The organism is Gelidibacter sp. (assembly GCF_053579655.1).
In genome coordinates this window covers 1-15,836 of sequence record NZ_JBMDWE010000016.1, presented here as the reverse complement: position 1 = coordinate 15,836, position 15,836 = coordinate 1, and the positions used below count along the sequence as shown (strand labels likewise).

13 protein-coding genes and 1 pseudogene are annotated in these 15,836 nt (G+C 38.1%); 8 read left to right on the top strand and 6 right to left on the bottom strand.

Going from position 1 to position 15,836, the window contains the following annotated elements:
* Positions 1-2: 2 nt before the first annotated feature.
* Positions 3-662, top strand: a complete 660-nt coding sequence (locus ACOH2D_RS09645) for a hypothetical protein (protein WP_348037074.1) — start codon at positions 3-5, stop codon at positions 660-662.
* Between the two features lie 788 nt (positions 663-1,450).
* Positions 1,451-2,290, top strand: a complete 840-nt coding sequence (locus ACOH2D_RS09640; RefSeq protein ID WP_348035353.1) for an alpha/beta hydrolase — start codon at positions 1,451-1,453, stop codon at positions 2,288-2,290.
* 141 nt (positions 2,291-2,431) lie between these two features.
* Here ACOH2D_RS09640 and ACOH2D_RS09635 read toward each other — a convergent pair whose 3' ends face one another.
* The 3 genes from ACOH2D_RS09635 to ACOH2D_RS09625 all read right to left on the bottom strand — a co-directional run bounded on the left by ACOH2D_RS09635 (position 2,432) and on the right by ACOH2D_RS09625 (position 4,428).
* Entirely contained in the window at positions 2,432-2,650 is a 219-nt protein-coding gene (locus ACOH2D_RS09635) for a VF530 family protein (protein ID WP_449535091.1), read from the bottom strand.
* Positions 2,651-2,843: 193 nt separating this feature from the next.
* On the bottom strand, positions 2,844-3,059 hold the full coding sequence (locus ACOH2D_RS09630) for a DUF6500 family protein (RefSeq protein WP_449535090.1): 216 nt from the start codon (positions 3,057-3,059) through the stop codon (positions 2,844-2,846).
* Between the two features lie 88 nt (positions 3,060-3,147).
* Positions 3,148-4,428 carry a DEAD/DEAH box helicase gene (locus ACOH2D_RS09625; RefSeq protein WP_449535089.1) on the bottom strand — a complete coding sequence of 427 codons (1,281 nt, stop codon included), beginning with the start codon at positions 4,426-4,428 and terminating at the stop codon, positions 3,148-3,150.
* 578 nt (positions 4,429-5,006) lie between these two features.
* On the opposite strand from ACOH2D_RS09625, the gene ACOH2D_RS09620 reads away from it, so the two are divergent.
* Positions 5,007-6,551, top strand: coding sequence for an ATP-binding protein (locus tag ACOH2D_RS09620; protein WP_348035435.1), 1,545 nt, complete (start codon positions 5,007-5,009; stop codon positions 6,549-6,551).
* Between the two features lie 293 nt (positions 6,552-6,844).
* A complete protein-coding gene (locus ACOH2D_RS09615; RefSeq protein ID WP_449535088.1) occupies positions 6,845-7,363 on the top strand; it encodes a GNAT family N-acetyltransferase in 519 nt (172 codons plus the stop codon).
* 196 nt (positions 7,364-7,559) lie between these two features.
* Here the strand turns inward: ACOH2D_RS09615 and ACOH2D_RS09610 are convergent, their stop codons facing one another.
* Positions 7,560-8,309: a DeoR/GlpR family DNA-binding transcription regulator gene (locus tag ACOH2D_RS09610; protein WP_348035433.1), complete on the bottom strand. Its 750-nt coding sequence runs from the start codon at positions 8,307-8,309 to the stop codon at positions 7,560-7,562.
* Between the two features lie 214 nt (positions 8,310-8,523).
* Between ACOH2D_RS09610 and ACOH2D_RS09605 the strand changes: the two genes are divergently transcribed.
* The 4 genes from ACOH2D_RS09605 (at position 8,524) to ACOH2D_RS09590 (ending at position 14,837) form a co-directional block, all read left to right on the top strand.
* Complete coding sequence (locus tag ACOH2D_RS09605; RefSeq protein WP_449535087.1) at positions 8,524-11,580, top strand: SusC/RagA family TonB-linked outer membrane protein; 3,057 nt, start codon at positions 8,524-8,526, stop codon at positions 11,578-11,580.
* Between the two features lie 12 nt (positions 11,581-11,592).
* A complete protein-coding gene (locus ACOH2D_RS09600; RefSeq protein WP_449535086.1) occupies positions 11,593-13,092 on the top strand; it encodes a SusD/RagB family nutrient-binding outer membrane lipoprotein in 1,500 nt (499 codons plus the stop codon).
* A 339-nt stretch (positions 13,093-13,431) separates the two neighbouring features.
* Entirely contained in the window at positions 13,432-13,746 is a 315-nt protein-coding gene (locus ACOH2D_RS09595; protein WP_449535085.1) for a hypothetical protein, read from the top strand.
* 77 nt (positions 13,747-13,823) lie between these two features.
* The gene (locus ACOH2D_RS09590; RefSeq protein ID WP_449535084.1) at positions 13,824-14,837 is read left to right on the top strand and encodes a TQO small subunit DoxD; all 1,014 of its coding nucleotides are present in this window, start codon (positions 13,824-13,826) and stop codon (positions 14,835-14,837) included.
* Positions 14,838-15,133: 296 nt separating this feature from the next.
* Here ACOH2D_RS09590 and ACOH2D_RS09585 read toward each other — a convergent pair whose 3' ends face one another.
* Positions 15,134-15,352, bottom strand: coding sequence for a hypothetical protein (locus tag ACOH2D_RS09585; protein ID WP_449535083.1), 219 nt, complete (start codon positions 15,350-15,352; stop codon positions 15,134-15,136).
* A gap of 180 nt (positions 15,353-15,532) precedes the next feature.
* Positions 15,533-15,836, bottom strand: a pseudogene (locus ACOH2D_RS09580) (IS21 family transposase); the annotation flags it as partial.

The window sequence follows — 15,836 nt, the reverse complement described above, 5'->3', positions numbered from 1 at the left end:
CTATGACCTATCATATCATTATTAACAGTGTTAAAACTGTTGAAGAATTTAAAGAGGCATGGACCAATGCCGATTATATCGAACTTCTGGAACGCTTCGGGTTTCCAGATGGCAAAGACTCAAAACCTGAAGAACTGAAAGAACTTCTCTTTATGGCCATCTCTGATTTTGAAGGCCATGAAGCAGCAGCCATACTTTTAGATTATAAATTGTCCGAACATCTAAACGAAGGGCAAATCGACCAGATGTCGCATGACATGCTACTGGATAAGATATCAGAAGAATATCGCGATATTTCGTTGCACCATGAACTTTTTAATATCAATCAATTGCTATACAAAGCCTACAATGGCACATTTCCAAACGCAAAAGCTACCATCATTGAGTTTGAAATTTCTCCAAATAATGATGTGACCAAAGAAGTTGTTTTAAAAGTTCTTGAAAAAACCTTGGCCAATAACAACGTCATCAAACGGCTATACTCTGAACAATTGGCAGGAAAAGAAGCTTTTGATGAGGCTGAAGATATTGTTTGGGAATTAAAACCCACAGGAGACAATTCTTATATCATGACCACCTCCGAATATTGGATCAGTAGAGATGAGTTTAAGGATGCGGAATTTGATGCCGACATTGTGATTTTTGAGGAGGAAGAGGATTAGGTTAAATAGAATTTAGAACGCTTCGCTGTTAGAACATAGATTATAGACTTGATTCGTGAAATATCAAAATGTAAATAGCTTTGAGAGTGCTTTGCGGTTAGTATTAAGTATTAAGTATTAGGACTGGCTTCCTAAAACATCAGAGATTTGGAATCTGTTTTGAATCCGGGTAATCCGTGCAATCTGGTCTAAAAATACAATAGCCACAGCGTGGCGACATCTTAATAACAAATACATCAACTTAATAGCAAATACATCAAATCATCACAATAGAGCTCAATAGGAGCGGTATAATTAATGTCACCGATATATCAAACGCAATGAAATTGTAAATTATGCGAAAACATGCCGCTCCTAAGGAGCTTATTAATAAACCTCATAATTTAAGCTATTGCTATTGCGCTCTTCTGGAGCTTAAAAACCGATGATAAAGGAAGTTCAAAAGCATTCAATATTTAATTCGTGAAACGATACAAATTTATATTTTGTTGTGAATCCGCGTGATCCGTGCAATCCGTGTCTACAAACAGAACAGCCACGGCGTGGTGACATCTTAATAGAAGAACAAAAGGTTTCAAGGATTAGCTCCAGAGGAGCGACATCCTATTAGCTATAAGACCGCTTCACTATTGGCATAAAAAATTAACCAGTTCATAAAAGATTTAAAATTAAATTGGAATCCGTGTAATTAGTGAAATTCGTGTCAAAAAAACCTCATAAACCCCACCTATAACCTATATTTGAAAGCATTCCGATTTGAATGAATGTATCCAAATTAAACCTGATAAATGAAGCACTTTTTTTATAGTATATTTTTGATAACGATAGGCCTTACTTCTGCGGAAGCACAGACTACCCTAAAAGAAAGTTCAAAAACACCATTGACTATTGGCGAAGTAGTCACCATCGAATCCAAAATCCTTTCAGAATCAAGGATACTCAATATATATTTACCTGAAAGCTATAAAGTAGCCGACACCTTAAAATATCCTGTGATTTATGTTTTGGATGGTAGTATGGACGAAGACTTCTTACATATCGCTGGCTTGGTTCAGTTTTTTAATCTGCAAATGAATATGCCAAAAACCATTGTGGTTGGGATTGCCAACATAGACCGCAAGCGTGATTTCACATTTCCTACCATCGATAAAAAGCTAAAAAAAGATTATCCAACCACAGGAGGTTCCAGAAAATTCATCGATTTTATGGAGAATGAAGTGCAGCCCTATATTAAGGCCAATTACCCAACCAATGCACAAAAAATGCTCATCGGACAATCCCTGGGCGGTTTGGTAGCCACTGAGATTCTATTTAAAAAACCAACCTTGTTTACTGATTATATTATCGTGAGTCCGAGTTTATGGTGGGACAATGAATCGTTGCTGAAGGATGCCAAAATGTTTTTAAGTGCGCACAATAAGCTGTCTGCCAATGTATATGTGTCGGTAGGTTCTGAAGGCGAAATTATGGAACGCGAAGCTAAAAGTTTAGTCGATGTTTTGAAGAATGCAGGCAAACCAAATCTAAAAGCGGAGTTCCTGTTTTTGCCTAATGAAAACCATGCCACTATTTTACATCAAAGTGTGAATGATACTTTTAAATTGATGTATCCTAATCAAGAGAAATAAGACCGCTTTGCTTTTAGAATTAAGAATCAAGACTTATTTTAAAAAGAATTGAAATTGATTATTTCAAAGTCCATATTCAACTTTAATGAGAAAGCTCTATGCGGAGATCAGAATTAAGGGATTTGAAACAGCTCTTATTGATTAGCGTTTCTTAGATAACATTTTTAAGTACATATATTCCACCTTAGCGCGTGCCCAAGGTGTACGTCTTAAAAACTTCAAACTTGATTTGACGGAAGGATCTTCATTAAAACACTTGATTTTAATGATCGAACCCATATATTCCCAACCATAATGCGCAACCAGCTCATTAATGATCTGTTCTAATTTGATGCCGTGAAGAGGATTATTGGCTTGCATGTTTTATTGTTTCAGGTTTGAAGTTTAAGGTTTCAACTTCCCGATTTAGAAAAAGATTCGCCCGGGCAGGCAAATCTCGGAATTTATTTCGACTTTAAAGTCTTCTTTTTTCAGGATTCCAATTTCAATTAGTTATTGAGTTGTCCGGAAGTATCGGGTTCATTTTCAATTTCAACTTCAATTTCAACCTCATCTACTCCTCCACCAAAGCCCTAATCTTCACCGCTTTCTCAAAATGATCCAGTTTATGCGTCATAATCCACCATGTGGCGGCCTCCATCAACAATTCAGGAGTGTCATTTTTGTTGGCAAAAAAAGCATAAAAGGACAAACCAACGTTCGTCCCCTTTGCGGCAATCTTTGCATTGCAAACAGCAATGATTTTATCTTTTAAAACTTGACTGAGCATAATGAGGTTTGAGGCTTGAGGTTTGAGGCTTGAGGTTTGAAAATCTTCAATTTGGACTTCAAGTTCATTTTCAAGTTCATTTTGAACTTTAGCTGCGTCGTCTACTCTTATTTCGGTCAGATCGTCCTCCTGAAGATGGACTCTTAGCGCCTGAACTTTTCTCTTTTGGTTTATTGCTTCGTCCTTGCCCTTGTCCTCTTCCTTGACCTTGTTTAACAGGTTCGGTAGACTCATTTGGATCGGGTTCAAAACCTTCCACTATTTCCACAGGAATGCGTTCTCTGATTAATTTTTCAATATCACGAAGAAAAGTTGTTTCATCAGCACTTACCAACGAAATAGCTAAACCACTCGCTCCTGCCCTTCCTGTTCTACCGATACGGTGTACATAATCTTCAGAAATGTTAGGCAGTTCAAAGTTGACCACGTGTGGCAATAATGGAATATCCAAGCCGCGTGCAGCAATATCAGTGGCGACCAACACGCGTACTGTTCCTTTTTTAAAACCTTCCAAAGCCTTGGTTCTGGCACCTTGACTTTTATTACCGTGGATGGCCATAGCCGTAATTTGGCTACTTATCAACTTTTGAGTCAGTTTGTTGGCCCCATGTTTAGTACGTGTAAATACCAATACTTGTTCCCAATTACCATCGTTAATCAATTTCACCAACAAATCTGCCTTTAAACTTTTGGCAACACGATAGACTTGCTGAGCAATCGCTTCCACCGTTGTGTTTTCAGGAGTTGCTTCCACCAACACCGGATGATTAAGAATATCATTCGCCAAAGCTTTGATGTCTTTGGAAAACGTCGCCGAAAACAAAAGATTCTGGCGTTTAGCTGGCATGACTGCCATAATTTTTTTGATATCGCGTAAAAAACCCATATCCAACATACGGTCGGCCTCATCCAATACGAGAATCTCAACATTGGCAAGGGATAATAAGCGTTGGTTATGCAAATCCAACAAACGCCCAGGCGTTGCAATTAGCACATCTACGCCATTGCGAAGGGTGGCTACTTGCGGATTTTGGTTGACTCCACCAAAAATAACGGTGCTTCTAATATCCAAATACTCACTGTATTGTCTTACGTTTTCGTACACCTGCGCCGCTAGTTCACGGGTTGGCGTCAATACCAAAGCCCTAACCGGACGGTGGCGTAAAGGTTTGCCTTCTGATAATAATTGCAATAATGGCAATGTAAAACCCGCTGTTTTTCCGGTACCTGTTTGTGCCGATGCTAATACATCTTTACCTTCTAATACTAACGGAATGGCTTTTTGTTGAATGGGTGAAGGCGTTGTATAGCCTTGTTTGCTGATGGCTTTAAGTAAAGCATCAGATAATCCTAATGAATTGAATGACATAAATTGTGTTTACGAAGCAAGCACTATTGATTTAGGTCACTCCTTTAAATTTTGGGCAAAGATAAGTTTATTTGCTGGGTACTACACTATGTACGGCGGTATATTGCAAAACACTAGGCTGCACAAACACCTTAATCGCCTAACAACCAAGCCTCGTCAATGTCATCAATGGCCTTCATAAAGGCATGCACCTATGGGTTGAAAATGTCGGGTATTGTCGGTTTTTGTCTGGTTGTGTCGTCTTTTGTCTGGTATTGTCCGTTTTTGTCCGGTTGGAGGCCTTTTATAGGGGTTTTGTTCGAGTCTTGTTCGACACTTGTTCGAGTGAGCCTTTGAAAAATATGATTTTTTGGGGACCGTGTCGAAGGAAGGTGGACGATGGGTTTGAAAAACTGCATATTGGTGTAGGAAACTACGTAAAGTTACGTATAGGATATGAGGTTGGAATTGGGTAGTTTGGTACGTTATTCCAATGCATGTTATTAGGAATATATAATACATTAATAATGTTCATCGGCGGTATAGGCCTTTGTTAGTGGCAAGTGTAGAACGACCACCTAAAAAAAAAACAATAATAGATGAAAATCAAGAAAATAAAAATCAAGAATTTTAGAAGCTACAAAGATGAAGTTGAAATAGAATTTGGCGACTTGACCGCTTTTGTAGGTAAAAATGACATTGGTAAATCTACTGTTTTAGAAGCGTTAGATATTTTCTTCAATGATAGTAAAGGTGTAATAAAACTTGACAAAGACGACATAAATAAAAAAGCACTTGCTTTAGGAGACAATGAAATAGTTATTTCAGTTTGCTTTGAAGAACTACCAGCCACAATTGTAATTGACAGCACAAACGAAACAACTTTAAGTGCAGAATATTCACTAAACTCAAACGGCCAACTTGAGGTAATCAAGAAATATCCAAACGCAAAGACAACTCCAAATGTATTTATCAAAGCAAATCACCCAACAAATGACGACTGTAAAGACTTGTTGTTAAAGAAGAATACAGACCTACAGAAAATCATCAAAGAAAAATCAATAATTTGTAGTGACAACACCAAAAATGCAGTAATGAGAACAGCAATTTGGAACCATTATATCACAGACTTACGATTAAACGAAATTGAACTTGACATAACAAAAGGTGACGCAACAAAATCAATTTGGGAACAGTTAAAAAATTATTTACCACTTTATTCTTTATTTCAATCAGACAGAAAAAATAGCGATGGAGATAACGAAGTACAAGACCCATTAAAAGAAGCAGTAAAACAGATTTTAAGCGATAGTGGTTTAAAAATAAAATTTGCCGAAATTGCAAGTGAAGTTGAGAAAAAGCTAAAAGAGGTTTCCGACAGAACTTTGGAAAAACTGAAAGAAATGAACCCCGAAATTGCTGACAGTTTAAATCCTATAATTCCAACAGCAGAAAGTTTGAAATGGGCTGACGTCTTTAAAAATGTTTCAATCGCAGGAGACGAAGATATTCCAATTAACAAAAGGGGTAGTGGAGTCAAACGTCTAATATTGTTAAACTTCTTTAGAGCAGAAGCTGAAAGAAGAAAAACGGAAGAAAAAATTCCAAGTATTGTATATGCAATAGAAGAACCCGAAACTTCACAACATACCGAACATCAAAGAAAGCTGATTTCTGCATTCTTAACTCTTTCAGGAACAGTAAATACACAGGTAATTATTACAACACACAGTCCTGCTTTAGTAAAAGAATTAGAATTTCAACATTTGCGATTAATTAAATCTACAAGTAGCGGAAAAACTATTGAACCAGTTTCACCACATACATTGCCCTATCCATCACTTAACGAAGTTAACTTCTTGGCGTTTTCTGAAACAACAGAAGAATATCATAACGAATTGTACGGTTTTATAGAATTTGAAGGCAAAATTAATGACTTCAAAAGTGGTAAAACTCAAATTGACTACATCAGAGTAGAGAAAGACGGTAGTAAAAAAACTATAAAAATAATTTCAACAGAAAAAATTAGACACCAAATTCATCACCCAGAAAACAAAGAAAATATAAAATACACCGATGAAGAACTTGCAGAATCTATAAACTTAATGAGAAGTTTTGTAGGAACATTATTGACCACGACATAAAACACGAGCCACTAACATTGTATAAGCGCAATGCGGGCTAAAGTGCTAATCTTAAACGAATTTATCGCCGTTGTTGGTGTTTTCCACCAACAATCTTCCCTCCAGGCTACCATTCGTTTGCAACACGTGCCAAAACATAAACCTCAACCGTAAAAATAATAAAAAAATCTAAGTAACTTTCAGCCCCAGCTAACCCTCCTTCACAACGACCGCCCTACCCATAAGCCAATTTCCAATCTCAACATTTATAATCAAACAAACTCTTCCCAAATCCGTTATCCTTTAAAAACCCCATGCACAAAACATTCGAAACCGAGCGATTACTAATAAGGCCAACTTTAGAAGACGATGCCGAATTAATTTATCAATTGATGAACACGCCTAAATTCATCAAATATGTTGGCGATAGAGCGATTGATTCCGTGGAAGCGGGCGCCAGTTACATTCGCACTAAAATGCTCCCACAACTACATGCGTTTGGCTATTCAAATTATACATTAATCATAAAATCAGAGGGACAAAAAATAGGCACCTGCGGACTTTATAAAAGAGAAGGCCTAAATGGTATTGACCTTGGCTTTGCACTTTTACCACAATATGAAGGTTTAGGCTATGGCTATGAGGCCTCCCATCGATTATTGAACGCAGCCTTTGAAGAATTTGACATTAAAGAAATCAAAGGAATCACGACCAAAGACAATAGCGCTTCGCAACGCCTACTTGAAAAACTTGGGCTAAAATTAAATGGTACCACAAGACTTCCAAACGAAGATGTGGAATTATTACTTTATAAAATTGTAAAACCAACTTAAACCGTCAATAAATCTTTTCTTGATCTGTAAATTTTCGTTACTTCAGGTGTTTCCCCAACAGCCATCACATAATCTGGGTTTCCAACTTGGCAGCTTATACATTATCTACAAAAAAACTCGAGATCAGACCCTAGGAAAGGAACATTCGAATCAAATCGATTTTGTCATTTCCAATTTAAAAAGATATAAATCACGCTCACAAAATCATTACCCCCTTTGAACTATAGTCCTTCAAAAGTTGATGATCACTTTTCAATTCGGTCACGATCACATCGATTTCTGAAAGCGGACATACCGAATAGTTATGACGGATATTAAGTTTATTGGAGGTTATCAATGAGACCACCTTATCTGACGAATCAATCATGGCCTTTTTAATTAAGGCAATCTCATAGCCTTCGTCGGTAATGCCTTCATCTAAAGTAATTCCGCTAGCGCCAACAAAGCAAATATCAGCATGTATTTTGGATAGTATTTGAAAGCAATCGATCCCTATGGAAACCAATGATTTTTTTTGGATTTTCCCACCGATAAAAACGGTTTCAATGTGAGGATGATCGGTTAATTGCAAAGCGATTTCCAAGCTAAAAGTATAAATGGTGGCTTTTAAATCCTTTGGCAGAGCACTCACAAACACCAAGTTTGTTGTACCACCACTTATAATAGCTACCATACCATCTTCTAAAAAAGGAATGGCTTTTTGGGCAATAACCTTCTTCTCTTCCCGATTAAAAACGGCCACTTCATTATAATGAAACAGTTTTTGAATGGAAGACACTGCGCCGCCATGTACTTTAGTCAGCAGGCCGTCTTCATCCATCTCATTCAGATCGCGACGGATAGTATCCGCCGAAACATTCAATTCCATCGCCAGCTGATCGGTGTCCACTTTTCGCTGCCGCATGACGATATCTACAATTAAACGTTGTCTATCACTTTTTTTCATAATACCATAGGGATTAAATAGGGAGGGCAAAGTAATCATAATATTGAAACCATAACAATTTTTGTTAAAATGCACGCTAACCTGCTTTTAAAATACTGAATCATTATCGATTTTGCGCTTTTAATGCATAATTAATGGTTTATTTTTGCATTATTTATGCATTTTTAAATTATTCAATTATATTTGAGAGATAAATTATTAAAACCAACTCAATATGAAAGGCAAATTATTATTGCAATTCCTGTTCGTTTTTTGCTTTGCTCAAGGCGTATTTGCTCAAAGTTTAAAAATTACGGGAACTGTCAAATCCGGCGACGACAACACACCTTTACTCGGCGCAACCGTACAGGTTAAAGGCACCACGGTCGGTACAATTACAGATTTTGACGGAAATTATGTTATTGAAGCCCCCTTAAATTCAACCCTTGTTTTTTCTTACATCGGGTATCAAACCAAAGAAATCAAAGCCATCAATGCAGGACCGATTGATGTGTCATTGCAAGCTGGAGACCTTTTGGATGAAGTTATCATTACAGCTTTAGGTATTAAAAGAGAAAAGAAAGCTTTAGGATATGCAGTACAAGCTGTAGAATCTGACGCGCTTATGGAAGGGAACCAAAACAATATGGTTAACGGCCTGCAAGGTAAAGTCTCTGGCGTTACCGTCGTTAATTCTGGTGGTGCACCGGGTTCTTCCGCTATTATTTTGATTCGCGGCGGAACATCTATCACAGGAAATAACCAACCGCTATTTGTAGTGGATGGAATTCCAATTGACAACTCAACCAGCTCCAGTTTAGAAGTAGCAAGCACCAACAGAGCTTCAGACATTAACCCTGAGGATATTGAAAGTGTTTCTGTCCTTAAAGGTCCTGCTGCTGCCGCTTTGTACGGTATTCAAGCCGCTGGTGGTGCGGTAATTATTACCACTAAAAGAGGAAAAGCAGGCATGAGTACCGTGACCTATTCAGGTTCCATTTCAACAGATAAAGTTATGGGCACACCCAACGTTCAAAAAATGTATGGAAAAGGTGCTCAAATAAGAACCCCAGCAGGCATCACTTACGATCCAGAATCATCGTTGTCTTTTGGACAAGCCATTGGTGCAAACACGCCAACGTTTAACAATATTGAAGATTTCTATAAATCGGCCGCCACCCAAAATCATAACGTAAGTTATTCCACGGGTACTGATAAAAGCAATCTTTATATGTCCATTGGAGACGTCTCTCAAAAAGGAGTCATAGGGGGAACAAGTTATGATAAAACATCATTTAAAATAAATACAAACTCCAATTTGACTGATAATTTCACGGTGGGCATTTCTGCAAACTATATCACTACAGATATTTTGAGCAGTAAACAAGGAAATGCCACTGGCAGCAGTTTCGGAAGCTTGTTAGCTTATCCAGCGGATGTCAATGCAAAAGATTACTTAAATGCCGATGGATCACAAAAAGCATTTTTCCTAAATCAACAATTTGATAACCCTTATTGGAGTGAGGTGAATAGTCCAAACTCGGATGCGACGAAACGATTAATTGGAATCATCAGTCTGAACTATAAGTTCTTAAATGATTTTAATCTATCTTATAAAATTGGAACGGATAATTATACCGAATTCAATAAAAGAGTCACAGGAAGCGGATCGTTAATTGACACTAGAGAAGATGGTTTTATCAATCAATTTGAAAAAGATCATACCCAATTGACTTCTAATATCTTTTTGAGTTATCAGAAAGATATCACGGAAGATTTTTCCTTTGACGGGATGATTGGTAATTCGGTTGAAGAGTTAGATGTAAGAACAACGTTCAGTTCAGGAAGATCTTTCTTGGCACCAGGAATTTATAGCATCGGTAATATTTTAAAGGAAAATCAAGGGATTTCCGAATTGATTACCAGAAAGCGTATCGTTGGGGTTTTTGGAGAACTTAAATTTGGCTGGAAGAATTCATTATTCTTGAACTTAACAGGCCGTAATGACTGGTCCTCCACCCTTCCAAAAGATAAAAGATCGTTCTTTTACCCATCAGTGGGGATGTCGGCTGTGGTGAGCGATTTATTTAAAGTTTACGGCTCGGATATTACTTCGCCAAACGGTTTAACCTATTTCAAATTAAGAGCAACTTGGGCTCAGGTAGGTAAAGACGCACCAATTGGTGCTTTAGAAAGCTCATTGGGCACCAACATCAATGGCTTAGCGAGTTCAGCCTATACTTGGAATGGGGTTAACGTTGGAAATCCTAACTTAGAACCTGAATTCACCAATAGTTTTGAAATAGGAACGGATGTCCGTTTTCTGGAAAACAGAATTGGATTAGATTTGACTTATTATAAAAGCACCTCTGACAATCAGATTTTACGCGACATTAGAGTACCGCCAACAACCGGAACTTTTTACGCCACACTTAACGGCGGTTCCATTACCAATAGCGGTATTGAAGCGATGTTAAGATTGCAGATGCTTCCTAAGACATCCAATGTTACTTGGGATTTAGATTTCAACTTTGGCACTAATAAAAGCAAGGTTAAAGAATTACCAGGATTTTTGAGTGAGGTTTATTTGTCCGACTCTTGGACGTTTAGAAACTCAGCTGCTGGAGCAGCGATCCTTCACGGTTCATTATTTGGACTACGTGGAAAACGCCCTGTAAAAAATCAAAATGGCGAGGTCATCATTAATTCTAATGGTTTACCTACGCTAACCGATCAAACTTATGACGACGTTAACAGAACTCCTGATTGGACTTTAGGCATTTCAAATTCCGTAGGCTATAAGAATTTCAACCTATCGTTTTTATTAGACATCGTTCAAGGTGGCGATGTGTACAACGCTACAGAATCTGCCTTAGCTTATTATGGATTAAGTACCAATACTGTTGCAGGCAGAAATGAATCAGTGGTATTGCCAGGTGTAGACGCTGCAGGCAATCCAAATACGGTTGCGGTGGATAGAGATCAGAATTACTATCAAAATTTTTATTCTCAAAACTCTGAAAACTTCATTGAAGATGGTTCATTTACACGATTGAGATATGTGACCTTATCCTATAAATTTCCAACCCAAGTTTTGGATAAATTATCCCTTACAGGTTTAGAAATTTATGCTACAGGTCGTAACCTATTTACCATTACTAATTACAGCGGTGTAGATCCTGAAGTAAATACATTTGGTGCGGGCATTTCTGGTGCGGGCTCCATGAATATTGATAATCTTGGAACTCCAAACGTGAAAGGATTTGACTTAGGTTTAAGATTTAGATTTTAAAAAATTATAATTATGAAAATTTTAAAATATTCATTTATTGCGCTAGCAATAATTGCCACATCATGTAGCGATGACTACTTTGATGTCAACAGTTCAGAAACTGCTCCAACAACGAGTGGTTTAGCGCCACAGTTTAGAATACAGGGCGCTATTGAAAACACGACAGGAACTGCTCAGTATAGAGGCGCCAGGGAGATTATTGGGGTTACACAATATGCAGCCCATCACACCAAAGCCTATGAATCCAACTCATGGACTAATAACCTTACCACGGGTAGTTACTTTTTTTGGCAGAACGCTTATGTATATGCACTGCCAAACACTGCAGATCTAATTGTTTTAGGTAAAAAATATAATTCTCCAAATTACACTGCAGTGGGCAAGATATTAAGAGCCTATACTTTTGGTATGACTACAGATCAATATGGTGATATTGTAACAAAAGACACCTATGATGGAGAGTCAAACATGAACATTACGCCGAAATTCGTAACGCAAAAAGAGGCCTATCAAACAATTTTCACCTTGTTGGACGAAGCTATTGCAGAACTTCAGCAACCCAGCTCAATAGGACTTAATGTTGAAGGTGGTGATGTACTTTACGATGGCGACCAACAGAAATGGATCCGTTTCGCGCACTCTGTCAAAGCACGTTACTTAAATCATTTAAATAAAAAAACGTCTGGAGATATGGCATACAATGCTGATGCCATTATCGCAGCTTGTGAGGCCGGTATCAATTCAAACGCTTTAAATGCGAAACAAGACTTTGTGGGAGGTGAAGCAGAAAATCAAAGACAACCATTTGCTGTCGGTGGCTACGGCTCTTCAAGATTCCGATACTTTAGTACGTTTTTTGTCAATCTGTTAAAAAACCCATTAAACTTAGCAGTTCCAGTAGAAGATCCTAGATTATCCATTATTGTTCCTGAAGCGGTTAACGGTGGTTATGTAGGTTTAGATGTGGGCCGAGGCTTGGATGGAGATCCTGCAACTAAATATTCAGCCGGAAACGGTGGTTTTTATACCAGTCCAACGTCGCCAACCTATATGATGACTTACAGTGAAGTAAAATTCATAGAGGCAGAAGCAAGATTTAGAAAAAATGATTTAACAGGAGCTTATACTGCTTTTAAAGAAGGTGTTAGAGCGGACATGGAAAAACTAAATGTACCAAGCACTGAAATGAACACCTATTTATCTTTATTAGATGCAAAAATTGGTGCAACCAATATTGGCATGTCAGCAATTATGGTTCAAAAGTATATTGCCAACATGCTTAACCCAGAAACGTGGGTAGATATGCGAAGAATGGATTACAGTGCTGCGATATACCCTGGACTAAAGCGCCCGATCAATGTTAATCTAGATATCTTTCCAGGCAGTGATGAATGGATTCAAGGGATGCTGTACGAGCGCAACGAGGAAGATCGCAACTACATCAATATGCCTAGTAATGATCCGCTTATTCGTTTGAAAACGCCATTATGGTGGAACACTTCGGAACAATAGGAATAAGATTTCCCCTTCACTTTAATCAGTAAATAAAAAGCCAACTTTTAAAAGGTTGGCTTTTTTGATGATCTAAATTTGACATTCTTATTGTTTTTAGATCACAAACTACCATTGTTTAATCACTTAAAATCTTCGGAAAGCCAAAACGCAATAATTTATTCAGATAGAAAAAATGGCACAATTTCGAAAAAACAACAACAGGAACAATCTTGATAGCATCCCTAACTTTTTTGCTCAGACGCATTTCCTCTATTCGCATTAATTTAAAAATAGGCTTATCTTTGCCGCGTGAAAGCGCATCTACATATCAAAAAAGCAGTTCTATTATCCTCGATCATGGGATTAATAGCATTATTGTTGCTGTCACCTTGCAAGGTTCGAAACTCCATCCAAACGGCGCTAGAACTTCCTCAAACAGAAGTTTCCAGCAAAAGCGTGTGTCAAGTTTATGAAGAGAATGAAACATTGGTTTCAGCTACAACAACCAATCAGCAGCAGCAGTTTCCTGCAATTCCTTATAAACAACCACAGTTTGCACTTGTTACAGTTGATTTAGCTAAACAGACAGTCACACAAATTGAGGATAAAAGTGAATCGGTCGCGCTTATCCCCTACTACATTCTCTACCAGAACCTGAAGGTTCATCTGTAACTCATTTCTTATGCCAAACAAGCCGTCTTATAAAGACAGCCACAAGAAATTAGTAACTACATTTTGAGATAAATACAATGAAATTAAATATTAAAAACGATTCCGGGCTTTTAATGCTTGGGGTAAGAATGGTTATTGGCTGGACTTATTTTTCCGCTTTTTACCGAAGAATCATTTTAGAAAATAAATTAGATCCAGAAGTTGCAGGATATATCGGCGAAAAGTTCAACCACTTCCTCCCGAATGCACTTTGGATTCAACCCATCATCCTCAACTTAGTTGAAAACCCAGATAGCCTTTATGTTGCCATGGTTAGTTTTACTATTCTTGAAGGAATTGTAGGCTTGTTTCTGATTTTTGGGCTGTTCACAAGACTTATGAGTATTGGTGTTTTCGGATTGGCCATGGGCATCTTATTGGGTTCTGGATGGATTGGCACGACTTGCTTGGATGAATGGCAAATTGGCGTGCTTGGTATTGCTACAGGATACATGCTTTTCTTAAGCGGCAGCGGCACTTATTCTATGGACAATTACCTCATGAATAAGAACTATGCATTTACCAAAACAAAATGGTTTGCTTGGTTAGGCTCTGGGATATTGCCAATTAAAGATCGCATCTTTCCTAAAGTGGTATTGGTGGGTTCCATTTTAATTTTTGGATTGACCTTATACACCAATCAGGTGTTCCATGGTGGTGTTTGGGGAACCTTGCACAATAAATCGGTCAAGCCGAAATTAGAGATTACGGAAGGTCAATTCAATGACAACGGACTTTCATTTGACGTTTATAGAACCGAAGGCGTGGACGTTTACGGCGCCTGGATGATTGACATTACGCTTACCGATAGTCAAGGCAATACCGTCATCAGCTATAAACAAGATGATTTAGCAAACTTAGATGATGGCGTGATTGACAATTATTATATCGCGAAAGTGAAACCAGGAAAACACAGTCTTATCATTCCTTTGGGAGCAAAAGCCAAAATGAATTTTAAGGATGCTGTTTTTATAAACCTCCCAAAAGGAACTTACAATCTAAAAATAACGGATATCAGCGGTGCCAATTGGGATCATAGTATTACGAAGTAGGATTTAATAAAAGTCTACTAAATAAACAGTCTTTTGAAATGTGAGCAGGTCTTGCATTTTGGGAGGCTGTTTTTAATAAGAACATAGACCGCTGAACTGTTAAAGACTTGTTTCGCTAAAAATTCAAAAATCCATGAAATTAAAATCAGTGTAATCTGTGCAATCTGTTTCTAAAAAGGAACAAAGAATCAAGAACAAAAATTATGACTTGTGATTCTTGAATTACTCGAAATCTGAGCAATTACTTAAAATTAAAAGTACAAACTCAAAATTCGAAAAATCGAAATCCGCGAAATTCATGAAATTTGGAAGAGCTCCAGACGGCTGGCCTGCTTTATTTTAAACAGTAGATTGTTATAGGCCGTCAACAGCTTGCGGATCTTTTTGTTGAGCTCGTTCAGGGAGAAGAAAATCATTTTGCGCAAAGGGTAATAGGTGCGCTGATAGGCAAGATGGACAGCATTCTCTACAAGCGCCTTGTCCTGCGGGGAATATCCACTGGTGGGGTTGATCACACAGTTGTAGTTCCTGGCAAAGTCCTGGAAGCTGCGGTTGATATCTGCCTCATAACGGCTGGCACTGGTTACGGCCGACTTTAAATTATCGGAGACGATGGCCTTGGGAACTCCGCAATAAAACTAAAGGGCATGGCCACAGCAGGTAATAAAATCCGCTCTCTTTTGGCTATGGCAGGCTTACACATAGGTGTACTTACTGTTGGGCAGGATGACCACGAAGACTTCCACCGCAATGAGCTCCCCAGTGGCCCGGTCCACAAAATGCAATTTTTTGCCAGCGTAGTCCATATACATCTCATTGCCCGGATCATGTTCCGGTTTCATGGATCCCTTGGCCTTTGTAAACTTACGGTTGTAATGCTCCATGAACTGGGTATAACTGTAGGGTTCCTTAGCGGTCTGTACATATTGCTGATAGTGGAACAAAAGTAACCACCCGACCAACCCCATCTTTCCCAAGATGGGGTAAGATACTAGCTTT

Excerpts from the sequence above, each read along its gene's own strand:
- ACOH2D_RS09645 (WP_348037074.1), top strand. The coding sequence starts at position 3 with ATGACCTATCATATCATTATTAACAGTGTTAAAACTGTTGAAGAATTT.
- ACOH2D_RS09640 (WP_348035353.1), top strand. The coding sequence starts at position 1,451 with ATGAAGCACTTTTTTTATAGTATATTTTTGATAACGATAGGCCTTACT.
- ACOH2D_RS09635 (WP_449535091.1), bottom strand. The coding sequence starts at position 2,650 with ATGCAAGCCAATAATCCTCTTCACGGCATCAAATTAGAACAGATCATT.
- ACOH2D_RS09630 (WP_449535090.1), bottom strand. The coding sequence starts at position 3,059 with ATGCTCAGTCAAGTTTTAAAAGATAAAATCATTGCTGTTTGCAATGCA.
- ACOH2D_RS09625 (WP_449535089.1), bottom strand. The coding sequence starts at position 4,428 with ATGTCATTCAATTCATTAGGATTATCTGATGCTTTACTTAAAGCCATC.
- ACOH2D_RS09620 (WP_348035435.1), top strand. The coding sequence starts at position 5,007 with ATGAAAATCAAGAAAATAAAAATCAAGAATTTTAGAAGCTACAAAGAT.
- ACOH2D_RS09615 (WP_449535088.1), top strand. The coding sequence starts at position 6,845 with ATGCACAAAACATTCGAAACCGAGCGATTACTAATAAGGCCAACTTTA.
- ACOH2D_RS09610 (WP_348035433.1), bottom strand. The coding sequence starts at position 8,309 with ATGAAAAAAAGTGATAGACAACGTTTAATTGTAGATATCGTCATGCGG.
- ACOH2D_RS09605 (WP_449535087.1), top strand. The coding sequence starts at position 8,524 with ATGAAAGGCAAATTATTATTGCAATTCCTGTTCGTTTTTTGCTTTGCT.
- ACOH2D_RS09600 (WP_449535086.1), top strand. The coding sequence starts at position 11,593 with ATGAAAATTTTAAAATATTCATTTATTGCGCTAGCAATAATTGCCACA.
- ACOH2D_RS09595 (WP_449535085.1), top strand. The coding sequence starts at position 13,432 with ATGGGATTAATAGCATTATTGTTGCTGTCACCTTGCAAGGTTCGAAAC.
- ACOH2D_RS09590 (WP_449535084.1), top strand. The coding sequence starts at position 13,824 with ATGAAATTAAATATTAAAAACGATTCCGGGCTTTTAATGCTTGGGGTA.